Source organism: Flavobacterium sp. 22659, assembly GCF_052044235.1.
GTDB lineage: Bacteria > Bacteroidota > Bacteroidia > Flavobacteriales > Flavobacteriaceae > Flavobacterium > Flavobacterium johnsoniae.
In genome coordinates this window covers 19,106-38,205 of sequence record NZ_JBQEMU010000005.1, presented here as the reverse complement: position 1 = coordinate 38,205, position 19,100 = coordinate 19,106, and the positions used below count along the sequence as shown (strand labels likewise).

Below are 19,100 nucleotides of genomic sequence, written 5' to 3'. Positions count from 1 at the left end.
CTGATTGAAACAGAATCAAAAATATATACTACTGCCAGTTTTAATGATGCTGATAAATTGCAGCAAATTACAAAAATGTTATAGTGGATACGTGTATGATGAAACTTCAAGAAAACCAATAAACCGAGTATTTGTTAAGGAAAATTTCAGTCAGAATTTCAAATCTACATTTAGTAATGAAAAAGGATATTTTAAGATTGAAAATAATTTAGAGTCTATAGGGGACTTAATTTTTATTTGTGATGGTTATAAAACTGATACTATTGTTACAGTTTGGTCACAACATGGCGAAAATTTAAAGTATAGATTTATTAGAAAAGAATCTGACACATTGTATATGCAAAGAATAAAAAAATGAGACAAGATCGAATAAAAGACAGAGTGCTAAAAAGAGCGGCTAGATCATGGGGCTTTTCTGATGTTGAGATGGAAACATCATTTGATCCTGTTGTATCAATGATGCTTAATGCATTGTCTTACGAATTAGAAAAAGTAGCCCATGAACTCGAAGACTCTAAAACAAGAGTTGTAGAAAGAGTTCTGGAAATTATGTTTCCTGAAGTTACGGCAGGAGTAAAACCTGCAAGAGCCATTTTACATGCTTTACCAATAGAGAATGGTATGAAAGTTTCATTGCAGAACCAAATGTCGGCAAGTCGAAGAATTCATAATATTTACAATCCTTTAGCACCAATTACTAAAGAGATCGCTTTATCGCCAACGTTAGAAGTAAAGCTGTCTTCGGCAGAAATAAAATATGTAGCTTATGAACGCAATTTGTTCGAAATTTCGAATCTTTTTTATAAAGATGCCATACGAGATTACAAACATTCACTGCCTTCAGGTGTTGTGTTCTTAGGAATTGAATTAACGAATCCGAAAGTTGAAGAGATAGAAGATTTAATGTTGTATATCGACATTAAAAATACACATCAGAAAGAGATGTTTCATTACTATTTAAAGCAAATGAAATGCTTTCAGGATGATGTGCAGATTACAGTAGAAGAAGGCTATAATGTTCCTGTAAACAATATAGATATTGAGAATATTATCAACCGTAATTACACCCATTTGAGTGAAATTATGCAGGAGGTGAATGAATTCTATTTTGATAATTTCTATACCCTGAAAGGTTCTTTAAAGCACAAATCTATTAATGAATACAGCGAAGAATATAAATATTTTGAAGCTGTAACTAACAGAAATGACAATCCTATTATTTGGGTAAAAATGATTTTCCCAGAATCGCTGATTCCACAAATATTAGACAACGTTTCTTTTACAGCAAATTGCTTTCCGGTAATCAACAAAAAGAAACATATTATAAATAAAACACTTGGTAACTTCTTATCTTATATTGCATTAGAAACAGATAACAATATTTATCTTGATGTTGACACTGTTATCGATGGATTCAATAATCATTATGAGATAAAAGAATTTAAAGATGGTGTAATTGAAGAAGGGAATGCAGTATTACGAACAGGCGGAGTTTCCAGATTCGATTCCAGAAGCGCATCAGAATTGCTTCAAAATGTATTAGACTTACTAAAAGACGAAAGTTCTTCTTTTGCTGGTTTAGGTAAAGATTTTATGAACAGCTCTTTAGTCGAAATCAATCAGCTCTTAGCTTCTGTAGAACAGCAGGCAAGAGAAAGCAGCTTTTCTAAAAATAATGATCCTTATTTAATGATTAAGCCAAAGTTTGATGAATCTATAGGGAAATCATTTTCTATACATTACTGGTCAACATGTGCCGAAGAAGGAAATGATATAAAAGCAGGAACAGTTTTAGAGGCCAAAGATGACATGCTTTTTGTAAGCAAAGAGTCGGTGCTGATTACAAATACTGTTGGCGGTATGAACAAACAGAATAACAAAGACCGTATTTTAGCGTACAGAAATGCTTTGCTGACACGCGGCCGAATTGTAACATTTGCTGATATAAAAGCATTTGGATTTAATCATTTCAAAAGTTGTATAACAGACATTAGAATCGAAAAAGGTACACGAAAAGAAATCTCTGTAAAAGCTGGTTTCAGCCGTACAGTAGATATTCATCTGCAGGTAAACCCTGTTGAAAAAGATTATTTATCAGAAACAGAATGGGATTATTTATGTGATAGTTTTATGAAACAGCTCAAAAACAGATCCTCAAATGTGTTTCCTTATCGAATATTTGTAAATTAAAAAAAACGCTTCTCATTGAGAAGCGTTTTTTTGTTATTTTCTTTAATATACTTTCTCAATATTTTTTTCATCGAAAGAAATCCCGTCACAATTTTATTTAAACAAGAATTATCTTCATAATAAAAAATCCCTATTTCCTTGTTGTCAATATAAAATCAAGGCACTGTTATTTGGTGCTTTACTTTTTATGATATGTTAATATAATGTTTCATTTAAGAGGTGTTTTATTAATGTAAACGTAACCTTGCTGACCTACCCTCATTTCTAATTTTGGAGACATATTATTAAACAAACTACTGTTGTATATGTCATTCTTTAAAATTAAAAAACACCGTAAGAAAACCCTCCGCACAAGTTTTTCAGCCCCTATTTTTTTGCTCATCAATAATTCAAAAGAGAAGTATTATGTATAAAGGATATACAGACGAACAACTTGTCGAATTATTAAAAAAAGGCAAAGACAAAGCATTTGATGAATTGTACTTTCGATATAGAGATTTACTGGTTCGGTTTGTTTATGCAAGAATGAAATCGGTTCCAATATCAGAAGAAATTGTTCAGGAAGTTTTTACCACAATTTGGGAACGACGCACGACAATTCTAATTCAAAAAAGTTTTATGGCATACATTTATACTTCGGTACGTTACAAAACTTTAGATTACATAAAATCGCATTCTGTTACAGATCAGTACATACAGGAAGTTCTGGACAGAAATACCGTTACTCAAACTTATACCAATACTACAGAAGACTCTATTTACTATGAAGAGCTTCAGGATGCGGTTGACAAAGCTGCAGACTTACTTCCCAAAAAAGCAAAAGAGGTTTTTATTCTAAGTCGCATTAAACATTATTCTAATAAAGAAATTGCCGAAGAACTAAACGTCTCCATCGAAACAGTAAAGTATCATATAACCTATGCATTGAAATTTATGCGGACTTATTTAGGTGAATTTAATTGATACAAATTCTCGGACTCTAATCCAGTCAATTTTTCTTAACACAAGCGTAACCTGACGCGCCTACCCAAAATTTCAATTTCCAAGACATACTATTAAAGACATAAAGAAATTATAATGCCTGACAAATTACAAGAAGAAATAAAACATTTTTTAGACGGGAAATATTCTCCAAAAGGACAAGAAATGTGGAATAAATGGTACGATCGTACTAATGAATTTCCGGAGAATATAGAAATGATACAATCAGATCATTCCAAACTAAAAAAAGAATTAAAACAAATCAAGAAAACCAATACTAGAGTTTTTAATCTTGATTATAAAAACTGGACCGTTGCGGCCTCTTTAATTGCATTAATTGGGTTGTCAATGTTTTTTTACCAATCAACATTAGCAGTTGTAGAAACTAAACATTATGCAACAAAACCAGGCGAACGCGCAAAAGTAACTTTAAGCGATGGAACGCAGATATGGTTAAATGCAGGAAGCTTTTTAAAATATCCAAAAGAATTTAAAGGCAATACCAGAGAAGTGTATTTAACCGGAGAAGCTTTTTTTGATGTAGCCAAAGATAAAAAACATCCTTTTATAATTCATACTGATAAAATGGATACCAAAGTTCTGGGAACAAGTTTTAATGTTCAGGCTTATCCTGATCAAACCACGCAGGAAGTTTCGGTTTTAACGGGAAGAGTAAATGTAAAATCGACGGTAACAGAAGAAAATGTATATGTAACTCCGGGACAAAAAGTGGTTTTTAAATCAAAAAACAACAAGCTCCAGGCATTTAAGGATATTCCGGTAAACACCATTTCGTTATGGCGTAAAAACATTATGGTTTTTGAAGAAACACCTTTACCAGAGGTAATTGCAACTATAAACCGGAATTATAACGTTGCAATTGAAATTAAAAACAAGAACCTAAACACACTCAAAATAAATGCCTATTTCAAAGAACTCTCTGCAGATCAGGTAGTGGCTTTGGTATGCAATATTGTAAACGCCGAATACAAAGTAGAAGGCGGTGTGTATAAAATACAATAGGTTTTTGTAAAAGTAAAAAGTGAGAAATAAAAGTGAGAAAATCTGAAATCCAAAGTCTAAAATCTAAAATTAAAAAACTATGAATGAAAAACAAAAGCGGTACGTCGTAAAGTTTCAAAGCATTAAAAAAGCTATGTTGGCAAAAGTAATCTTATTTATTGCTTTGTTTTTTACCGGATTAATAAACGCCGGAAACATTGATTTCGATAAAAAACTAACTTTAAAAGTAGAAAATGAAAGTTTAAAGAATGTTTTTCAAAAAATTGAAAATCAGGCTAATGTACATTTTATGTACGAATCCAATCAAGTTAATACCAACCAAAAAATCAGTCTAAAACTTACTAATGTTACGCTTGAGCAGGCATTAGACAAAATATGCGGTAATTTTTCGCTTAAATATGAAATTGTAAGCAACAATATCGTTATCAAAAAAACACAGAAAATAGCTTCTGCAGATGATCAAAACAAAATTATAGTTTCCGGAACCGTTTATGGCGGAGACGATAATATGCCGCTGCCAGGTGTTGGAATTAAAGATAAAGGTTCTAATGCAGCGGGAACGACAGATTTCGACGGAACTTTTAAAATCGAAATCAACGCATCTGAAGCTAATTTAGTTTTCTCGTATGTAGGATATGTTACGCAGGAAGTAAAAGTAAGCCAGACAAGCACTATTACAGTAAAATTACCAGCCGATATGAAACAGCTTCAGGAAGTTGTAGTAATGGGTTATGGAAGTGTAAAAAAGAACGAAGTTCTGGGAGCTGTAGGTTCTGTTTCTATGAAAGAAACTTCTAGCAGAACTTACAATAGTGCAGCCGAATTATTGCAGGGAACTGTTGCGGGTGTTACGGTTATTAATGACGGTGGTGACCCAACTGCATCGCCAACAATCAATATTCGTGGTATTGGATCTTTAAATGCTGAAACTCCGCTAATCGTTTTAGACGGAATTATTTACAGCGGTTCATTGAATACTATTAACCCAAATGATATTGCTTCGATAAGTGTTTTAAAAGATGCGGCATCGGCGGCGATTTACGGGGCAAGAGCTTCTGGAGGGGTAATTTTAATTACTTCGAAAAAAGGAATCTCAGACAAAATTAATGTTGATGTCAATTTTCAGGGAGGTTTTCAAAATGTAGCAAAAAAACTGGAGGTTTTAAATGCAGCAGAATACGCTGATGCAATGAATACAGCTCGTGATAACGCAGGATTACCAAGAATTCCGGCTTTTGATCCCGCATTTGAACCAACTGCAAGAACTACAAAAACAAACTGGATGGATGAAATTTTCCGTACAGGACAAATAAACGATTTATCGATTTCTGTAAACGGAAGAACTGAAAAATCTAATTTCTTTCTTTCTGGAAGTTATAGAAAAAATGAAGGTATTTTGCTAAATACTTATGGAGAGCGTTATACAGTTAGAGCGAATTCATCTTTTAAACTGGCACCTAATTTTACAATTGGTGAGAATCTTTCGTACTCATTAACAGATGGACAGACAGCTAATACTTCAAGTTCGTATACAGGAGCAATTCAAGCGGCAATTTTGTATCCGCCAAACGCAACTATTTACAGAGAAGACGGTTCAGGACAATTTGGAGGAGTTCCTGAAAAATATATTGGTTCTTATGGAGACGTTATCAATCCGGTAGCGTATTTGAAAAGATTAGACAATAAAAATCCAATTTCTACTATTTTGATTAACCCTTATGCAGAATGGGAAATTGTTCCGGGCTTAAAAGTAAAATCTAACTGGGGATATACCAGAATTCAGGATAATGCAACAGATTTTACGGTAAAAGTTACAGAGCCGGGAAAAATATTTGATTTCAATAGGTTGACATTGAAAAACTTAACCGTTACGGATTTATTAAGCGAACAGACTATTTCTTATGAAAAATCATTTGGAAAACATAATCTTAAAGCTTTAGCGGGATATACATATCAGGAAACTAAAAAAGATTTTTATACTGTTGAAGGAACTGGTTTTGATAACGAAGATCCATCACAGCGTTATTTATTGAATGCAAAATTAATTCAGCAGACAGGAGCCGGAAGATCAGATGAAATTATTTCTTCTTATGTGGGGAGAATCAATTACGATTTCAATCAGAAATATTTAATCTCAGGAATTGTTCGTCGTGACGGAACTTCAAAATTATTAGAAAATAACCGTTGGAAAGTATATCCGTCAGTTTCGGCAGGATGGTTAATTTCTGAAGAAGAATTCATGAAAGGTCTAAACCCAATTGTAAGCAATTTAAAATTACGTGCAAGCTGGGGACAAATAGGAAATTTAGGAAACCTTGGACCCTATCAGTTTAGTGTGCCTTTGGTGCAGACTCAGGCTTTAATTGGAGCAGTGCCGTCAATTAATTATGGTTATGCTGAAAGCGAATTATCAAACCCGAATTTAAAATGGGAAAGTTCTGAACAGACCAATATCGGTTTAGACTTCACAATGCTGAATAATACTTTGGTAGGATCTGTTGATGCTTATGTGAAGAAAAACAAAGACATGTTGGTTCGTGACCAATTACCGGGAGTTTCAGGAACGCCGCAAGGAAGAATTGTTAACTCTGGAGATGTTGAAAACAAAGGAATTGAGGTTAGTTTAACGTACCAGAAAACCCGCGGAGAATTTAAATATGATGTTACTGCAAATGCCGGATTCTTAAGCAACAAAATTGTTTCCATTAAAGACGATTTGAATTCATTAGAGCCTCTGGGTTTAAGCAGAGTTCGTAGTTTACCATTAGCTAATATCTATCAGGTTGGAAGCCCGGTTGGTGCTTTCTATGGATATGAAACTGACGGTTTATTCCAAAGTAATGAAGAAGCAAAAGCGTATGTAAACAAAGATGGTGTGGCATATCAGCCAAACGCAGTTGCGGGAGATATCAAATTTAAAGATGAAAACGGCGACGGAGTAATCAATAACAGCGACAGAAAAGTATTAGGAAGTCCGTTTCCAAAAACAACTTACAGCTTAAATGCTAATTTCAGATACAAAGGTTTTGATATGAATATCTTTTTCAGCGGTGCTGCAGGAAACAGTGTTTTTAATGCTGTAAAACATACAGGTTTAAACGCTTCTTTCCCAGGGTACAACTTATTAGCTGATTCTAAAGATGCTTGGTCGCCAACAAACAGAGATACAAATGTTCCGGTTCTCTCATCGACAGATAACAATAACAACTTCGGGCGTATTTCAGATTTGTATATTGAAGATGCATCTTTCTTAAGATTAAAAAATCTTTCTCTTGGATATACAATTAAAGAAAGCTGGTTAAACGGAAAAGCAAAATTAAGATTCTTTATTTCTGGACAAAACCTATTTACAATTACTAAATATTCTGGAATGGATCCTGAAGTAGGACTTAAAAACTTTGGAATGGATTTAGGCAGATATCCGCTTTCACGTATTTATATGACAGGTGTAAACGCAACTTTTTAAAAAATAAAAACAACACACAATGAAAAAAATAAGTCTTTTATTATTGAGTTTTACGCTTTTAGTCGGCACAACGGCTTGCGAAAGCGAACTTGATGTTGTACCGCAGGGAGCACCTTCGAGCGGGAATTTCTGGAAAACTCCGGCAGACGCAAAGGCTGGTGTAAATTCTATTTACGCTTTGTATTCTGATGATAATATGTACGGCCGTGGTTTCTTTTGGCTGAACAATGCCAGCGATGACATCGGAACAAAACCAAGACAAAACGCAGAACGTATTAAAAACTTTATTGTTGACGGTGCAGAATCAGATACCAAAGATATCTGGAGAATTCACTACGAAATCATGAAACGATGCAACGACGTTATTCGTAACATTCCAAATATTCCTTTGGATGAAAAAACAAGAAACGGAATGTTGGGCGAGGCTTATTTCAATCATGCAGTAATGCATTTAGAATTGGCTTATCATTATGGAGACGATCGCGCGGGAATTCCAATTCAGGACAGAGAAAACCCAACAAACGTTTACGTGCCGCGTGCTAAAAACGTTGCAGAAAACTACGCATATATCGCAGCCGATTTAATTAAAGCTGCTGATTTACTGCCTTATTTTAATGAACTTTCAGCAGATAATTACGGGCGCGCTCATAAAACTGCCGCATGGGCTTATTTAGTTCGTACGTATTTGTATGCAAAAGACTGGGACAATGCTATAAAATATGCCAATATGATTGTAGCAAGCGGTAAACACAAACTGCTTGATAATTTTGAAGATGTATTTAAAATTAAAAACAACTGGTCAACTGAATATATCTGGTCTGTAACATCAAGTGCCGAAAATACCTCTTTGGGTTCTATTTTTCCGGGAGTTTGTTTAGAAGATAAAGGCTGGGGAGTTTACAACGGCTGGGGAAATTTTTATCCAACAAAAGAATTGTTTGATACCTATGATCCAACTGATAAAAGAAGAAGCGCTACAATACTTCAAAAAGGCGATAAGTTTGTTTATTTTGGAGAAGAAGTAACTTTTAACGAAGGTGCTCATATTGTAAGCTCAAGTAACAGAACAGGTTATCAGTTTAAAAAATACATGGAGCCGTTTAGTTATCCAAAAACGACTTCAGGAGGAATTGATATTCGTTATGTAAATGCCAACGGAGACAAACCTTCAACAGCTTTAAACGTACCGCTTTTGCGTTATGCCGATGTAATTTTAATGCTGGCTGAAGCAAAATTAATGAAAGGACAAAATGCCGATACAGAAATCAATATGATTCGTCACCGTGCCGGTCTTGGAGATCTTTCTGGAGCAACCATGACCGATTTAAAAAGAGAAAGAAGATGTGAGCTGGCAGGTGAGTGGACTGATCGTCATTTTGATTTAGTGAGATGGGGAGATGCTAAAGAAACTTACGCAAAACCATTGCATCATTACGATGGAAGTGTAATTTATCCGGCACGTAATTTCAATCCTGCAATTCACCACGTTTGGCCAATACCGCCAGATGAAATTGCAGTAAGCAAAGGCGCTTTGACTCAAAACCAAGGCTGGTAATTAACCAAAAGTAGTTTAGTTTGTTGTTTATTTTTTTTACGCTGCAGACTTGTTGTGGAGTCTGCAGGCAGTAAAAAAATATTGACAGCATTTAATATCATAAAAACCAGTCTTTTTTAAAGGACTGGTTTATGTTTTCGAATTAATTTCTAAAAGTTACCTACGGCTTTAGAAAAATAAAACCCATTTTCGATGAAAAAAATAATCACCCTTTTTTGCCTCCAGCTTTTTGTATTCGCGCAGGCGCAGGAATACACATCATCAAATATTCATTCTCATAACGATTATGCCAGTGCGCTTCCGTTTTACGGAGCTTATTCTCACGAAGCTGGTGTTATTGAGGCCGATGTATTTTTAGTAAACAACGAATTGTTTGTTGCTCATACATCAAAAGAAATTGCACAGCATAATACATTAAAAAGTATGTATTTGGAACCGCTTTCTGCTAAATTAAAGAATCTGGGTTCAAAAGCATATCCAGGCAATAAGCCTTTAATTTTAATGATCGACATTAAATCTGATGCCGATTTGACTTTAAAAGTAATTGCACAGCAGTTAAAAACTTATCCTGATATTACAGTAAATAAAAACATAAAAGTGGTTATTTCAGGAAACAGACCAAACCCTGCACAATGGAAAGACTATCCGGAATTTATTTATTTTGACGGAAGACTGAATGAAAACTATACTACAGATCAATTAGCAAGAGTTGAAATGATCAGTGAAGATTTGCATGAATTAACCGTTTGGAACGGAAAAGGAGTTCTAACACAAGCCGATTTAGAAAAAATCCAGTCAACGATTAGAAAAGTTCACAATCAGAATAAAAAAATACGATTTTGGGCTACTCAGGATAATGTAAATACGTGGATGACTTTAATGAACCTCAAAGTTGATTTTATAGGAACAGATAATGTGGCAGAATTAACGCATTTCATAAACAATATCAAATCGACATTTTATCAAAATACGGAGTTTCATGAAGCGTATATTCCTAAAAATACATTGGCTTTCGCCAAAAAGAAACCAAAAAATGTTATTCTTTTAATTGGAGACGGAATGGGCTTAACGCAGATTTACTCTGGTTACACAGCGAATAAAGGACAGTTAAGCCTTTTTAATATTCCAACTCAGGGATTTTCGATAACCAAGGCATCAGACAGTTATATTACAGATTCTGCAGCAGGCGCAACGGCAATGGCAACAGGGCATAAAACCAACAACAGATTTATCAGCGTTGACGAAAGCGGCAAACCATTAGAATTAATTACACAGCAATTAGCTAAGAAAAATTACAAAACCGCTATTATTTCGACAGGAAATATTACAGATGCTACTCCGGCCGCTTTTTATGCACATCAGCCGGAAAGAAGTTACAGTGAACCAATTGCTTTTGATTTCCTGAGTAATCCATCGGATATATTAATTGGAGGCGGAACAAAAGAGTTTAAGGCCAGAAAAGACGGAAAAGATTTGTCTAAAACCCTGATTGAAAAAGGATATACTTTCTCTGATAAATTCAGTTCTTTGGATACAATCAAAAACAGCAGATTTGTGGTTTTAGAAGATGCAGCAGTAGTTTCTATGAAAAACGGAAGAGGTGATTTTTTAACCAAATCATTTGCCAAGACAGTCAATACTTTTTCTAAAACAAAGAATCCGTTTTTCATTATGGCCGAAGGTGCTCAAATCGATTACGGCGGACACAGCAATAATGTAGAATATGTGGTTCGCGAAATGCTTGATTTTGACAAACTAGTAGGGCAGGCGATGGAATTTGTAGACCATAATCCAGAAACACTTTTAATTGTAACAGCAGATCACGAAACAGGCGGATTATCTTTAATTGACGGAAGTATCGAAAAAGGTTATGTTCACGGAAGTTTTAGTACAAACGATCATACAGCAGTTCCGGTTCCGGTTTTTGCTTACGGAGCAGGTGCTCAAAACTTTTCAGGAGTGTATCAAAACACAGCGATTTATACGAAGATTTTAGAATCGCTTTCAATAAAATAATTCAATATTTTTCAAATAAAAAGCCCTTGTTAATGCAGGGGCTTTTTGTTTATATTTTCGATAATAAGATCAATTCGCTGTTGAAGTGTTAAATCGCCTGAAATCTTTAAAACAGGGAAATCAATAGAATTTAACCAGTTTTCATGAGCTTGAAAATTTCTGCTGGCAATTCCGATGTTGTTATCATAATCTGCAGCCCATTCCATAAAGTCTTCAAACTGTTTTATGCGGTCAGGATTGGTATAAATTACATTTCCATATCGTTCAAATTCTCTTTTTTTCAGTCTTTCCATTCTAATTTGCGGCGGAATCCATAAATATACAACCAAATCAAAATCAGGAAAAACATTTTCTCCCCATTGAAAAATAGAACCGCCCAAAATCCAATTCTCAGAATTTTCAAGATCCGATTTTATTTTAGAATTTCTTTCTTCAGGATTTCTCCTTACAGTAAATGGAACATCTGATTTTTCCCAGAAATAGTCATCACTGTCAAAATATCTATAAGCAAGTTTTTCTGCTAATGCATTTCCTGTTGTGGTAACACCGCTTCCTGATGCACCAAAAATATGAATCTTCATTTTTTATAAATATTTAGCGGGTCAATATTACAAAACTTTTCAAAGCAGTTTAGTCAAAAAAATCATGTTTTGTATTAAAAAAATACCTTCAAAAATCGGTTGTAAATTAGCTTCTTCATTATACTATTTAGTTTGATTAAAAATTACCTGAATACAGGTAATTTTTTGTGTTAATTAATTGATAATTAAATTTTTAAGTTTTGTTGTTTTTGATTTAACAAAACAAAAGAAATGTTTTTCCTACTTTTATGTCGATTTTTTAACAAAAGGTATCTTCTTAAAATACTGGCACTTAAACATTAATCTATGAAGAGAAAACTACTTATTGGATTGCTATTTCTGTTTAGCAGTCTATCTTTATTATCGGCCAAAAACAATTTAAATATTCCCATTCCGGATTCAGAATATCAGGCTTTGGTAGATTTTTATAAAGCTGCAGGCGAAGCCAACTGGACCAATAAATGGAATACGAGAGAAAATAATCTGCATGAAGTGCCATGGTATGGCGTAACGGTAGAAAACGGACACGTTACTGCTATCGATCTTAACAATACCAGTAACATTTCTGGTTCTATTCCAGCTTCATTTGGTAATCTGAAATATCTTAAATCGCTTTCTCTGTATGGAGGCGGTTATGCAAAAGATTTCAGCACGACAGATTTAAATGTTTTTTCAGAATTAGAAGCATTAGAAACGCTGGATTTAAGATACACCAAGTTAAAAGGCATAATTCCAACATCGTGGTCAAAATTAAAAAAGCTTCAAACCCTTTATTTAAGTAATAATAACATTACTGGATTATCAGCAGGGTTTGGGCAGATGGAAAGTCTTGTAACTGTTGATCTTTCTCAAAACCAGATTACAACTTTAATTAAAGAACTAGAGAATTTAAAGGCTCTTAGAAACTTAAATGTAACCTATAATAAAATTGCCACAGTTACAGCTTTACTGCCTAATACAGTAAGTCTTAGTATACAGAATCAGACACTTGGTCTTGAAAATATAACCTATAGAGGAACCGACTTAAAAATAGACAATCTGCCTGGTGTTGTTTCATACAGCAGGGTAAAAAATGATTTTACCGCCAGGCCAAAATTTGCTGTTTATGTGAGAGGATATGAAATTGCCAATAATATTGCAATGTCTGCCGACGGAAGTATCACAATTTCGGCATCTTATCTTTCTTCTTTAAAAAACGGTGATGAGGTTTACCTCTATCAGCAATACGATTATGACACAGGAGCTGTATCGAATTACAGCCGAATTTATTTTACGAATGTACAGGTTAACCAGCCGGCGGTTTCATCAATAGAATATCAGGCATTAGTTGATTTTTACAATGCTATGGGCGGCAGTAACTGGAATTACAAATGGGATATTAACGAAAACAATTTGAATCAAGGTGCATGGACAGGTTTAAGTATCGAAAACGGACATGTTACAGGTTTAGATTTAGGAAATACAAGCAGTGTTTCGGGGTCAATTCCGGCTTCATTTGGAAATTTAAAGTATTTAAAAAATCTTTCGCTTTATGGTGGAAATTATTCAAAAAACCTAAGCACAACAGATTTAGGCGTTTTATCTGAATTGCAATCGCTTGAAACATTAAATTTAGAATATTGCAGAATTTCGAGTGCAATTCCGTCTTCATGGAGTAAATTAAAAAAACTAAAAACCATCATTATATCTGGTAACACTATTGCAGGACTGCCTGAAGAATTGGGCGAAATAGAAAGCTTAGTTACATTAGAGGCAAACAACAACCAGATAAAATCGATTCCTGCTTCAGTAGGAAATCTGGCGAATCTGGTTACCCTGAATTTATCCTACAACCAGATTACGACATTAGTAAAAGAACTGGAAAATGTAAACACGTTAAGAACATTAAACATTAACAGCAACAGTATATCGGTTATTTCTGCGTTGTTAAGCAGTACGGTTAATTTAAATCTTACTTCTCAAAACATAAATGTTGAAGGCATTATTTACACAGGTTCTGATTTAAAAATAGAAACACTGCCAAATACAACGTATTACAACAGAACCAAAAATGATTTTTCTTCCAGAAGAAACTACTATGTATACGTGGGAGGAAATCAGGTAGGAAATCTTATCACAGCAACGGCAGACGGAAGTGTTATAATTCCGGCATCTTATTTATCCTCATTAAGAACAGGAGATCAGTTTTATTTGTATCAAAATTACGATTATAACGAAGGAGGTACTGCCCATTATTCAAGAATCAATTTTGTAAATGTAAAAGTAGAGCAGCCACAAATCCCGGATGCAGAATATCAGGCTTTGGTTGATATTTACAATGCCATGGGAGGTGCAAACTGGAACAACAAATGGGATGTTTCATCAAATAATCTGCATGAAGGAGCTTGGTATGGCGTGAGCATTGAAAACGGACATATTACAGGATTAAGTTTTAATAATACCTGGAACGTCTCAGGAACAGTTCCGGCTTCTATAGGCAATCTTAAATATTTAAAAAACCTTTCATTCTATGCAGGAAGCTACAGCAAAAATTTAAGCACAACCGATTTAAACGTTTTTTCTGAATTAGAATCTTTAGAAACTTTAGATCTTCAATACAGCAGAGTAAAAGGTGATATTCCGGCTTCTTGGAATAAACTAAAAAAACTAAAAACAGCCTATTTAGGTTATAATACTTTAACTGCTTTACCAGAAAATATTGATGCTATGGAAAGTCTTGTAACTCTTGGAGTACAAGGAAACCAGTTAAAAAGCATTCCGGTTTCTATAGGTAATCTGACTAAACTTGTAACTTTAGAATTATCAGATAACCAGATAGAAGTTCTTATAAAAGAACTGGAAAATATTAGCACGCTTAGAACTTTAAATCTTCAAAGTAATAATATAAAAGATGTCAAAGCATTGCTAAACAGTAATGTAAGTCTAAATCTTCATTATCAAAATATAAATGTAGAAGGACTAATTTATACAGGCGTAGATTTAAAAGTCGAAACACTGCCTAATCCTGTTTATTACAACAGAACAAACAACGATTTTACAGCCAGAAGATCCTTTTCAGTATATGTAGGAGGAAATCAGGTGGGCAGTACAATTACTGCAGCCGAAGACGGAAGCATTGTAATTCCGGCATCTTATTTATCGTCTATTAAAACCGGCGATTTGTTTTACTTGTATCAGCCTTATGATTATTATAACGGAAGTGTTACTAATTATTCAAGAATCAACTTTGTAAATGTAAAAGTAGACCAGCCAAAAATTCCGGATGAAGAATATCAGGCATTAGTTGATTTTTATACTGTTATGAATGGTACAAACTGGACGAATAAATGGAATGTTGCCGAAAACAATCTTCATGAAGGTGCATGGTATGGGGTAAGTATTGAAAACGGACATATCTCAGGACTTAACCTTAACAATAACAGTTCGGTAAGAGGAGCGATTCCGGCTTCGATTAAAGATTTAAAATACCTTAAAACTTTATCTCTTTACGGCGGAAGTTACAGCAAAGACTTTAATACCACAGACTTGGCAGTTTTATCTGAACTTGAAAACCTGGAATATTTAGATTTAAGATATACCAAAATTAAAGGTGATATTCCTGCTTCATGGAACAAATTAAAAAAGGTAAATACACTTTATCTGGGTTACAACGCACTTACGGCTTTGCCGGAAGATTTTGGAGGAATGGAAAGTCTGGTAACAGTCGATTTGGCTTCAAACGAAATAAAAGTAATTCCGGCTTCGACAGGAAATCTGGCTTCTTTAAAAACTTTAGATTTATCGTATAATAAAATTGAAGTGCTTATTAAAGATTTGGAAAAAAACACAGCTTTAACGAGTCTGAATTTATCAAATAATAAAGTTGGCGTAATTCAGGGAATGTTGACAAACCGTGTAAGCTTGAATTTAAATTATCAGACTTTAAGCGTTGAGAACTTTTTATATGAAGGAACCGATGTTAAAGTAAGCAATCTTCCAAGCACTATTCTTTACAATAAATCAAGCAACGATTTTTCTGCACAAAGACCCTTTAGATTGTATGTAAAAGGAGAGCAGATAGGAAGTAATATTACAGTTGCCAGCGACGGAACAATTACAATTCCGGCAGATTATCTGGCAACTTTAAAAACCGGAGATGAATTGTATTTATATCAGCCTTATGAAGGATCTGAAGCTTCTCCAAACTACTCCAGTGTATATTTTACGAACGTAAAAGTAGATCAGCCAAAAATTCCAGATGCAGAATATCAGGCTTTGGTAGATTTCTATAATACCATGAATGGGGCAAACTGGAACAATAAATGGGTAACGGCAGAAAACAATCTGCATGAAGGAGCGTGGTATGGCGTAAGTATTCAAAACGGACATATTACAGGATTAAACCTAAACAATAATTCGAATGTTTCTGGAGCAATTCCGGCATCGTTTACCAATTTAAAATATTTAAAAAACCTTTCTTTATTTGGAGGAAATTATACAAAAAATCTAAGCACAACTGATTTAGGAATTATTTCAGGCCTTGAATCTTTAGAGATTTTAGATCTTAGATATACAAGGTTAAAAGGTGTTATACCATCGTCATGGAGCAAACTGCAGTCTTTAAAAACGTTGTATTTAAGTAATAATAACATTGAAGATGCAGATGAAGCTCTGGCACATTTACCGCTTTTAAAAACAGTAGATTTTAGTTATCAAACCATTACAATTCCAACTATCGAGGTAGGAGCAAACGAACTGGTTATAAACCTGCCGGTTTTATCAACATTTTTGTTTAATTCAAACGGAGGTGTTATTAATAATAAAAACTATTTTACACTTTACATCAATGGTGTCAATAAAGCTTCGAATTATTCTAACAGTGAAGGAAAATTAATTTTCAAAGACATTGCTTTATTTGGAATTAAACTGACTGACAAAATCAGCATTCAGCAGAATGATGGTACAGCGCAGCAAACTACTATTAATTATACTCAGGTAGTTTTTGGAAAACCATTAACAGATGAAGAATTTGAGATTTTGAAAAAAATCTACGCGAGTACAAACGGAACACAATGGACTCAGAAATGGGATATTTCACAAAATAAACTTCATGAAGTAAGCTGGTACGGAGTAGGAACAAAAGACGGACACGTTGTTTCGTTGAGTTTATCTGCCAATAATCTATCGGGATCCCTTCCTGCTGAGTTGTCTGATTTAACATACTTAGAAACTTTAAACCTGCAGTCGAATGCCATTGAAGTTTCTCTGCCGTCTGATTTAGGAAGACTTACAAACCTGAAAACACTTAATTTACAATCGAACAAATTTACAGGAACACTGCCGGTTTTATCGGGAATTTCAGGATTGAAAAAACTTTCAATTGCTGGAAATGCTTTCAAGGGAACAATTCCTGGACATTTCAATGATTTCGAAAATATCGAACAAATTGATCTTTCAAACAATGGTTTTGATGCTTTAGAAAGACCATTTACTTACGATCTGGCTAAAGTTTACATTAATTTAAGAGGACAGGTTATTGCCAAAGATGAATATCTTTATTTAAAAGGCGACGAAATAGTTGTAGATCTTCCAGCAATTACAACTTATAATGAAACCACTCAGGATTATTCAGGACAATACCAGTTTGAACTGCAGGCTAATAATTTCAAAATTTCTGAAGCCACAGTTTCAGGTAATACCATAACATTCCCAAATATTTCTGTGGCGGGTATTCCTGCGGGTGCAAAAATTGCGATTTGGCAGAAAAACGGAACTTCGCAGGGAACTTATGTTCAGTTTAAAGGAATTGCCGATGGTTCTGAAACACCTTTAATTGTTGAAGAATATGATGCTTTAGTGGCATTTTTCCAAAGTGCAGGCGGAACAGGATGGAAAGAAGTCTGGGATACATCATTAAATAATCTTCATGAAAAGAAATGGAAAGGTGTAACGACAAACGACGGACATGTAATATCGATTAATCTTCCTGATAACAACTTAACTGGAAATATCAGCCCGGAAATTGGAAAATTCAGCGAACTGCAAAACCTAAATCTGGCTAAAAATAAACTAACAGGAACAATTCCTGAAAGCGTATCAAAAGTAACCAAACTAAAAACAGTTGACCTTTCAGAAAATGAACTGACTGGAATTGATGATGCGTTTTTACCAGCAGTAAGTTTTAAAATCGACCGTCAGAAAATTAATTTGGGAGAACTGCCTTTAACATTAAATGCTGTTTTAAAAGATCAAAAAATCAACCGTTACGATCATACCAATTCGATTTTTAATACCACTCAGTCGTATAACATGACTTTGAAAGATTATTTCCAAATGGTTACAGTTACTGAAGACGGCATTAAACTGACCAATATTTTAAGCGAATGGAATGTGCCAAACAACCAGACTTTAGAATTAAGACAAATCGCCGGATCTGCCAGAAACAGTGTACTAACGTATACCATAACGTACAGAGAAGGAGATTCTAATTTAGACGGAATTGTAAATATTCTGGATATTCAATCGACTTTGAATTATACATTAAGCCAAAAACCAAAATTCTTTAATTATGGTGCTGCCGATATCAATAAGGATAAAAACCTAAACGTACTGGATATTATTTCATTGATTAATAAAATCCAGTCCGGAACACTCGAAAATCCAGCGAGCGCAAAACGTATGGCTTTTACGGGCAATGAAGATGTTGTTTTAAGTATTGAAGATAATACGCTTTATATCGACAATCAGTCAGTTTCGACAGCAGCATTTGATATTCGCTTAAAAGGCGGCAGCAAAGCACAGACAGAAGAGCTTCTTTCTGGTTTGGGTTACACGGTTTCAGTCGCAGAACGTCAGGGCGAAATTAGTATTGTAGGTTTCTCTATGGATAAATCACTTTCAGGAAAACAGGCCATTGCAAAAGTATCGGCTCAAACAGAAATTTTATCTGCTATGATTTCAAATACAGAGGCAAACGCATTGACCTATAAAATTTCGAAAAATTTAGGTGTTGACGATAGTAATAAAGACAATGCAATTGCGCTTTCAAATTATCCAAATCCATTTACGGATCAAACTGTAATTCAATATCATTTACCTGAAAATGCAGACAAAGCAACACTAAAAGTTTTTGATACAGCCGGAAGAACTGTTTACATACAGTCTGATCTTGATGCATCACAAGGAAATCATGAATTTACTTTTCAGCGAAGAGATCTTGCATCGGGAATCTATTTCTATACCATCGAAGTACAAAATGGAGCAAAACCTGCCATTTTTAAAGGAAAAATGTTAATACAATAAACTCACC

The 19,100-nt window shown here is 34.3% G+C and carries 9 protein-coding genes; 8 read left to right on the top strand and 1 reads right to left on the bottom strand.

Annotation, left to right across the window (positions count from 1 at the left end):
- The first annotated feature begins 4 nt into the window (after positions 1 to 4).
- The 7 genes from ACTJIW_RS06990 (at position 5) to ACTJIW_RS06960 (ending at position 11,231) form a co-directional block, all read left to right on the top strand.
- Positions 5 to 358: a hypothetical protein gene (locus ACTJIW_RS06990; protein WP_440715900.1), complete on the top strand. Its 354-nt coding sequence runs from the start codon at positions 5 to 7 to the stop codon at positions 356 to 358.
- Complete coding sequence (locus ACTJIW_RS06985; RefSeq protein ID WP_149207576.1) at positions 355 to 2,190, top strand: type VI secretion system baseplate subunit TssF; 1,836 nt, start codon at positions 355 to 357, stop codon at positions 2,188 to 2,190. Before ACTJIW_RS06990 ends, ACTJIW_RS06985 begins: the two co-directional genes overlap by 4 nt.
- A 405-nt stretch (positions 2,191 to 2,595) precedes the next feature.
- On the top strand, positions 2,596 to 3,153 hold the full coding sequence (locus tag ACTJIW_RS06980; RefSeq protein WP_012025238.1) for an RNA polymerase sigma-70 factor: 558 nt from the start codon (positions 2,596 to 2,598) through the stop codon (positions 3,151 to 3,153).
- 114 nt (positions 3,154 to 3,267) lie between these two features.
- Complete coding sequence (locus tag ACTJIW_RS06975; RefSeq protein ID WP_149207574.1) at positions 3,268 to 4,194, top strand: FecR family protein; 927 nt, start codon at positions 3,268 to 3,270, stop codon at positions 4,192 to 4,194.
- Positions 4,195 to 4,273: 79 nt separating this feature from the next.
- Positions 4,274 to 7,660: a SusC/RagA family TonB-linked outer membrane protein gene (locus ACTJIW_RS06970; protein WP_440715899.1), complete on the top strand. Its 3,387-nt coding sequence runs from the start codon at positions 4,274 to 4,276 to the stop codon at positions 7,658 to 7,660.
- 19 nt (positions 7,661 to 7,679) lie between these two features.
- Complete coding sequence (locus ACTJIW_RS06965; protein WP_440715898.1) at positions 7,680 to 9,215, top strand: RagB/SusD family nutrient uptake outer membrane protein; 1,536 nt, start codon at positions 7,680 to 7,682, stop codon at positions 9,213 to 9,215.
- A 192-nt stretch (positions 9,216 to 9,407) separates the two neighbouring features.
- On the top strand, positions 9,408 to 11,231 hold the full coding sequence (locus ACTJIW_RS06960) for an alkaline phosphatase (protein ID WP_440715897.1): 1,824 nt from the start codon (positions 9,408 to 9,410) through the stop codon (positions 11,229 to 11,231).
- A 29-nt stretch (positions 11,232 to 11,260) separates the two neighbouring features.
- Here ACTJIW_RS06960 and ACTJIW_RS06955 read toward each other — a convergent pair whose 3' ends face one another.
- Positions 11,261 to 11,812 carry an ATP-binding protein gene (locus tag ACTJIW_RS06955; protein WP_440715896.1) on the bottom strand — a complete coding sequence of 184 codons (552 nt, stop codon included), beginning with the start codon at positions 11,810 to 11,812 and terminating at the stop codon, positions 11,261 to 11,263.
- A 306-nt stretch (positions 11,813 to 12,118) separates the two neighbouring features.
- Here ACTJIW_RS06955 and ACTJIW_RS06950 point away from each other — a divergent pair, with 306 nt between their 5' ends.
- Entirely contained in the window at positions 12,119 to 19,093 is a 6,975-nt protein-coding gene (locus tag ACTJIW_RS06950) for a leucine-rich repeat domain-containing protein (protein ID WP_440715895.1), read from the top strand.
- Positions 19,094 to 19,100 lie beyond the last annotated feature (7 nt).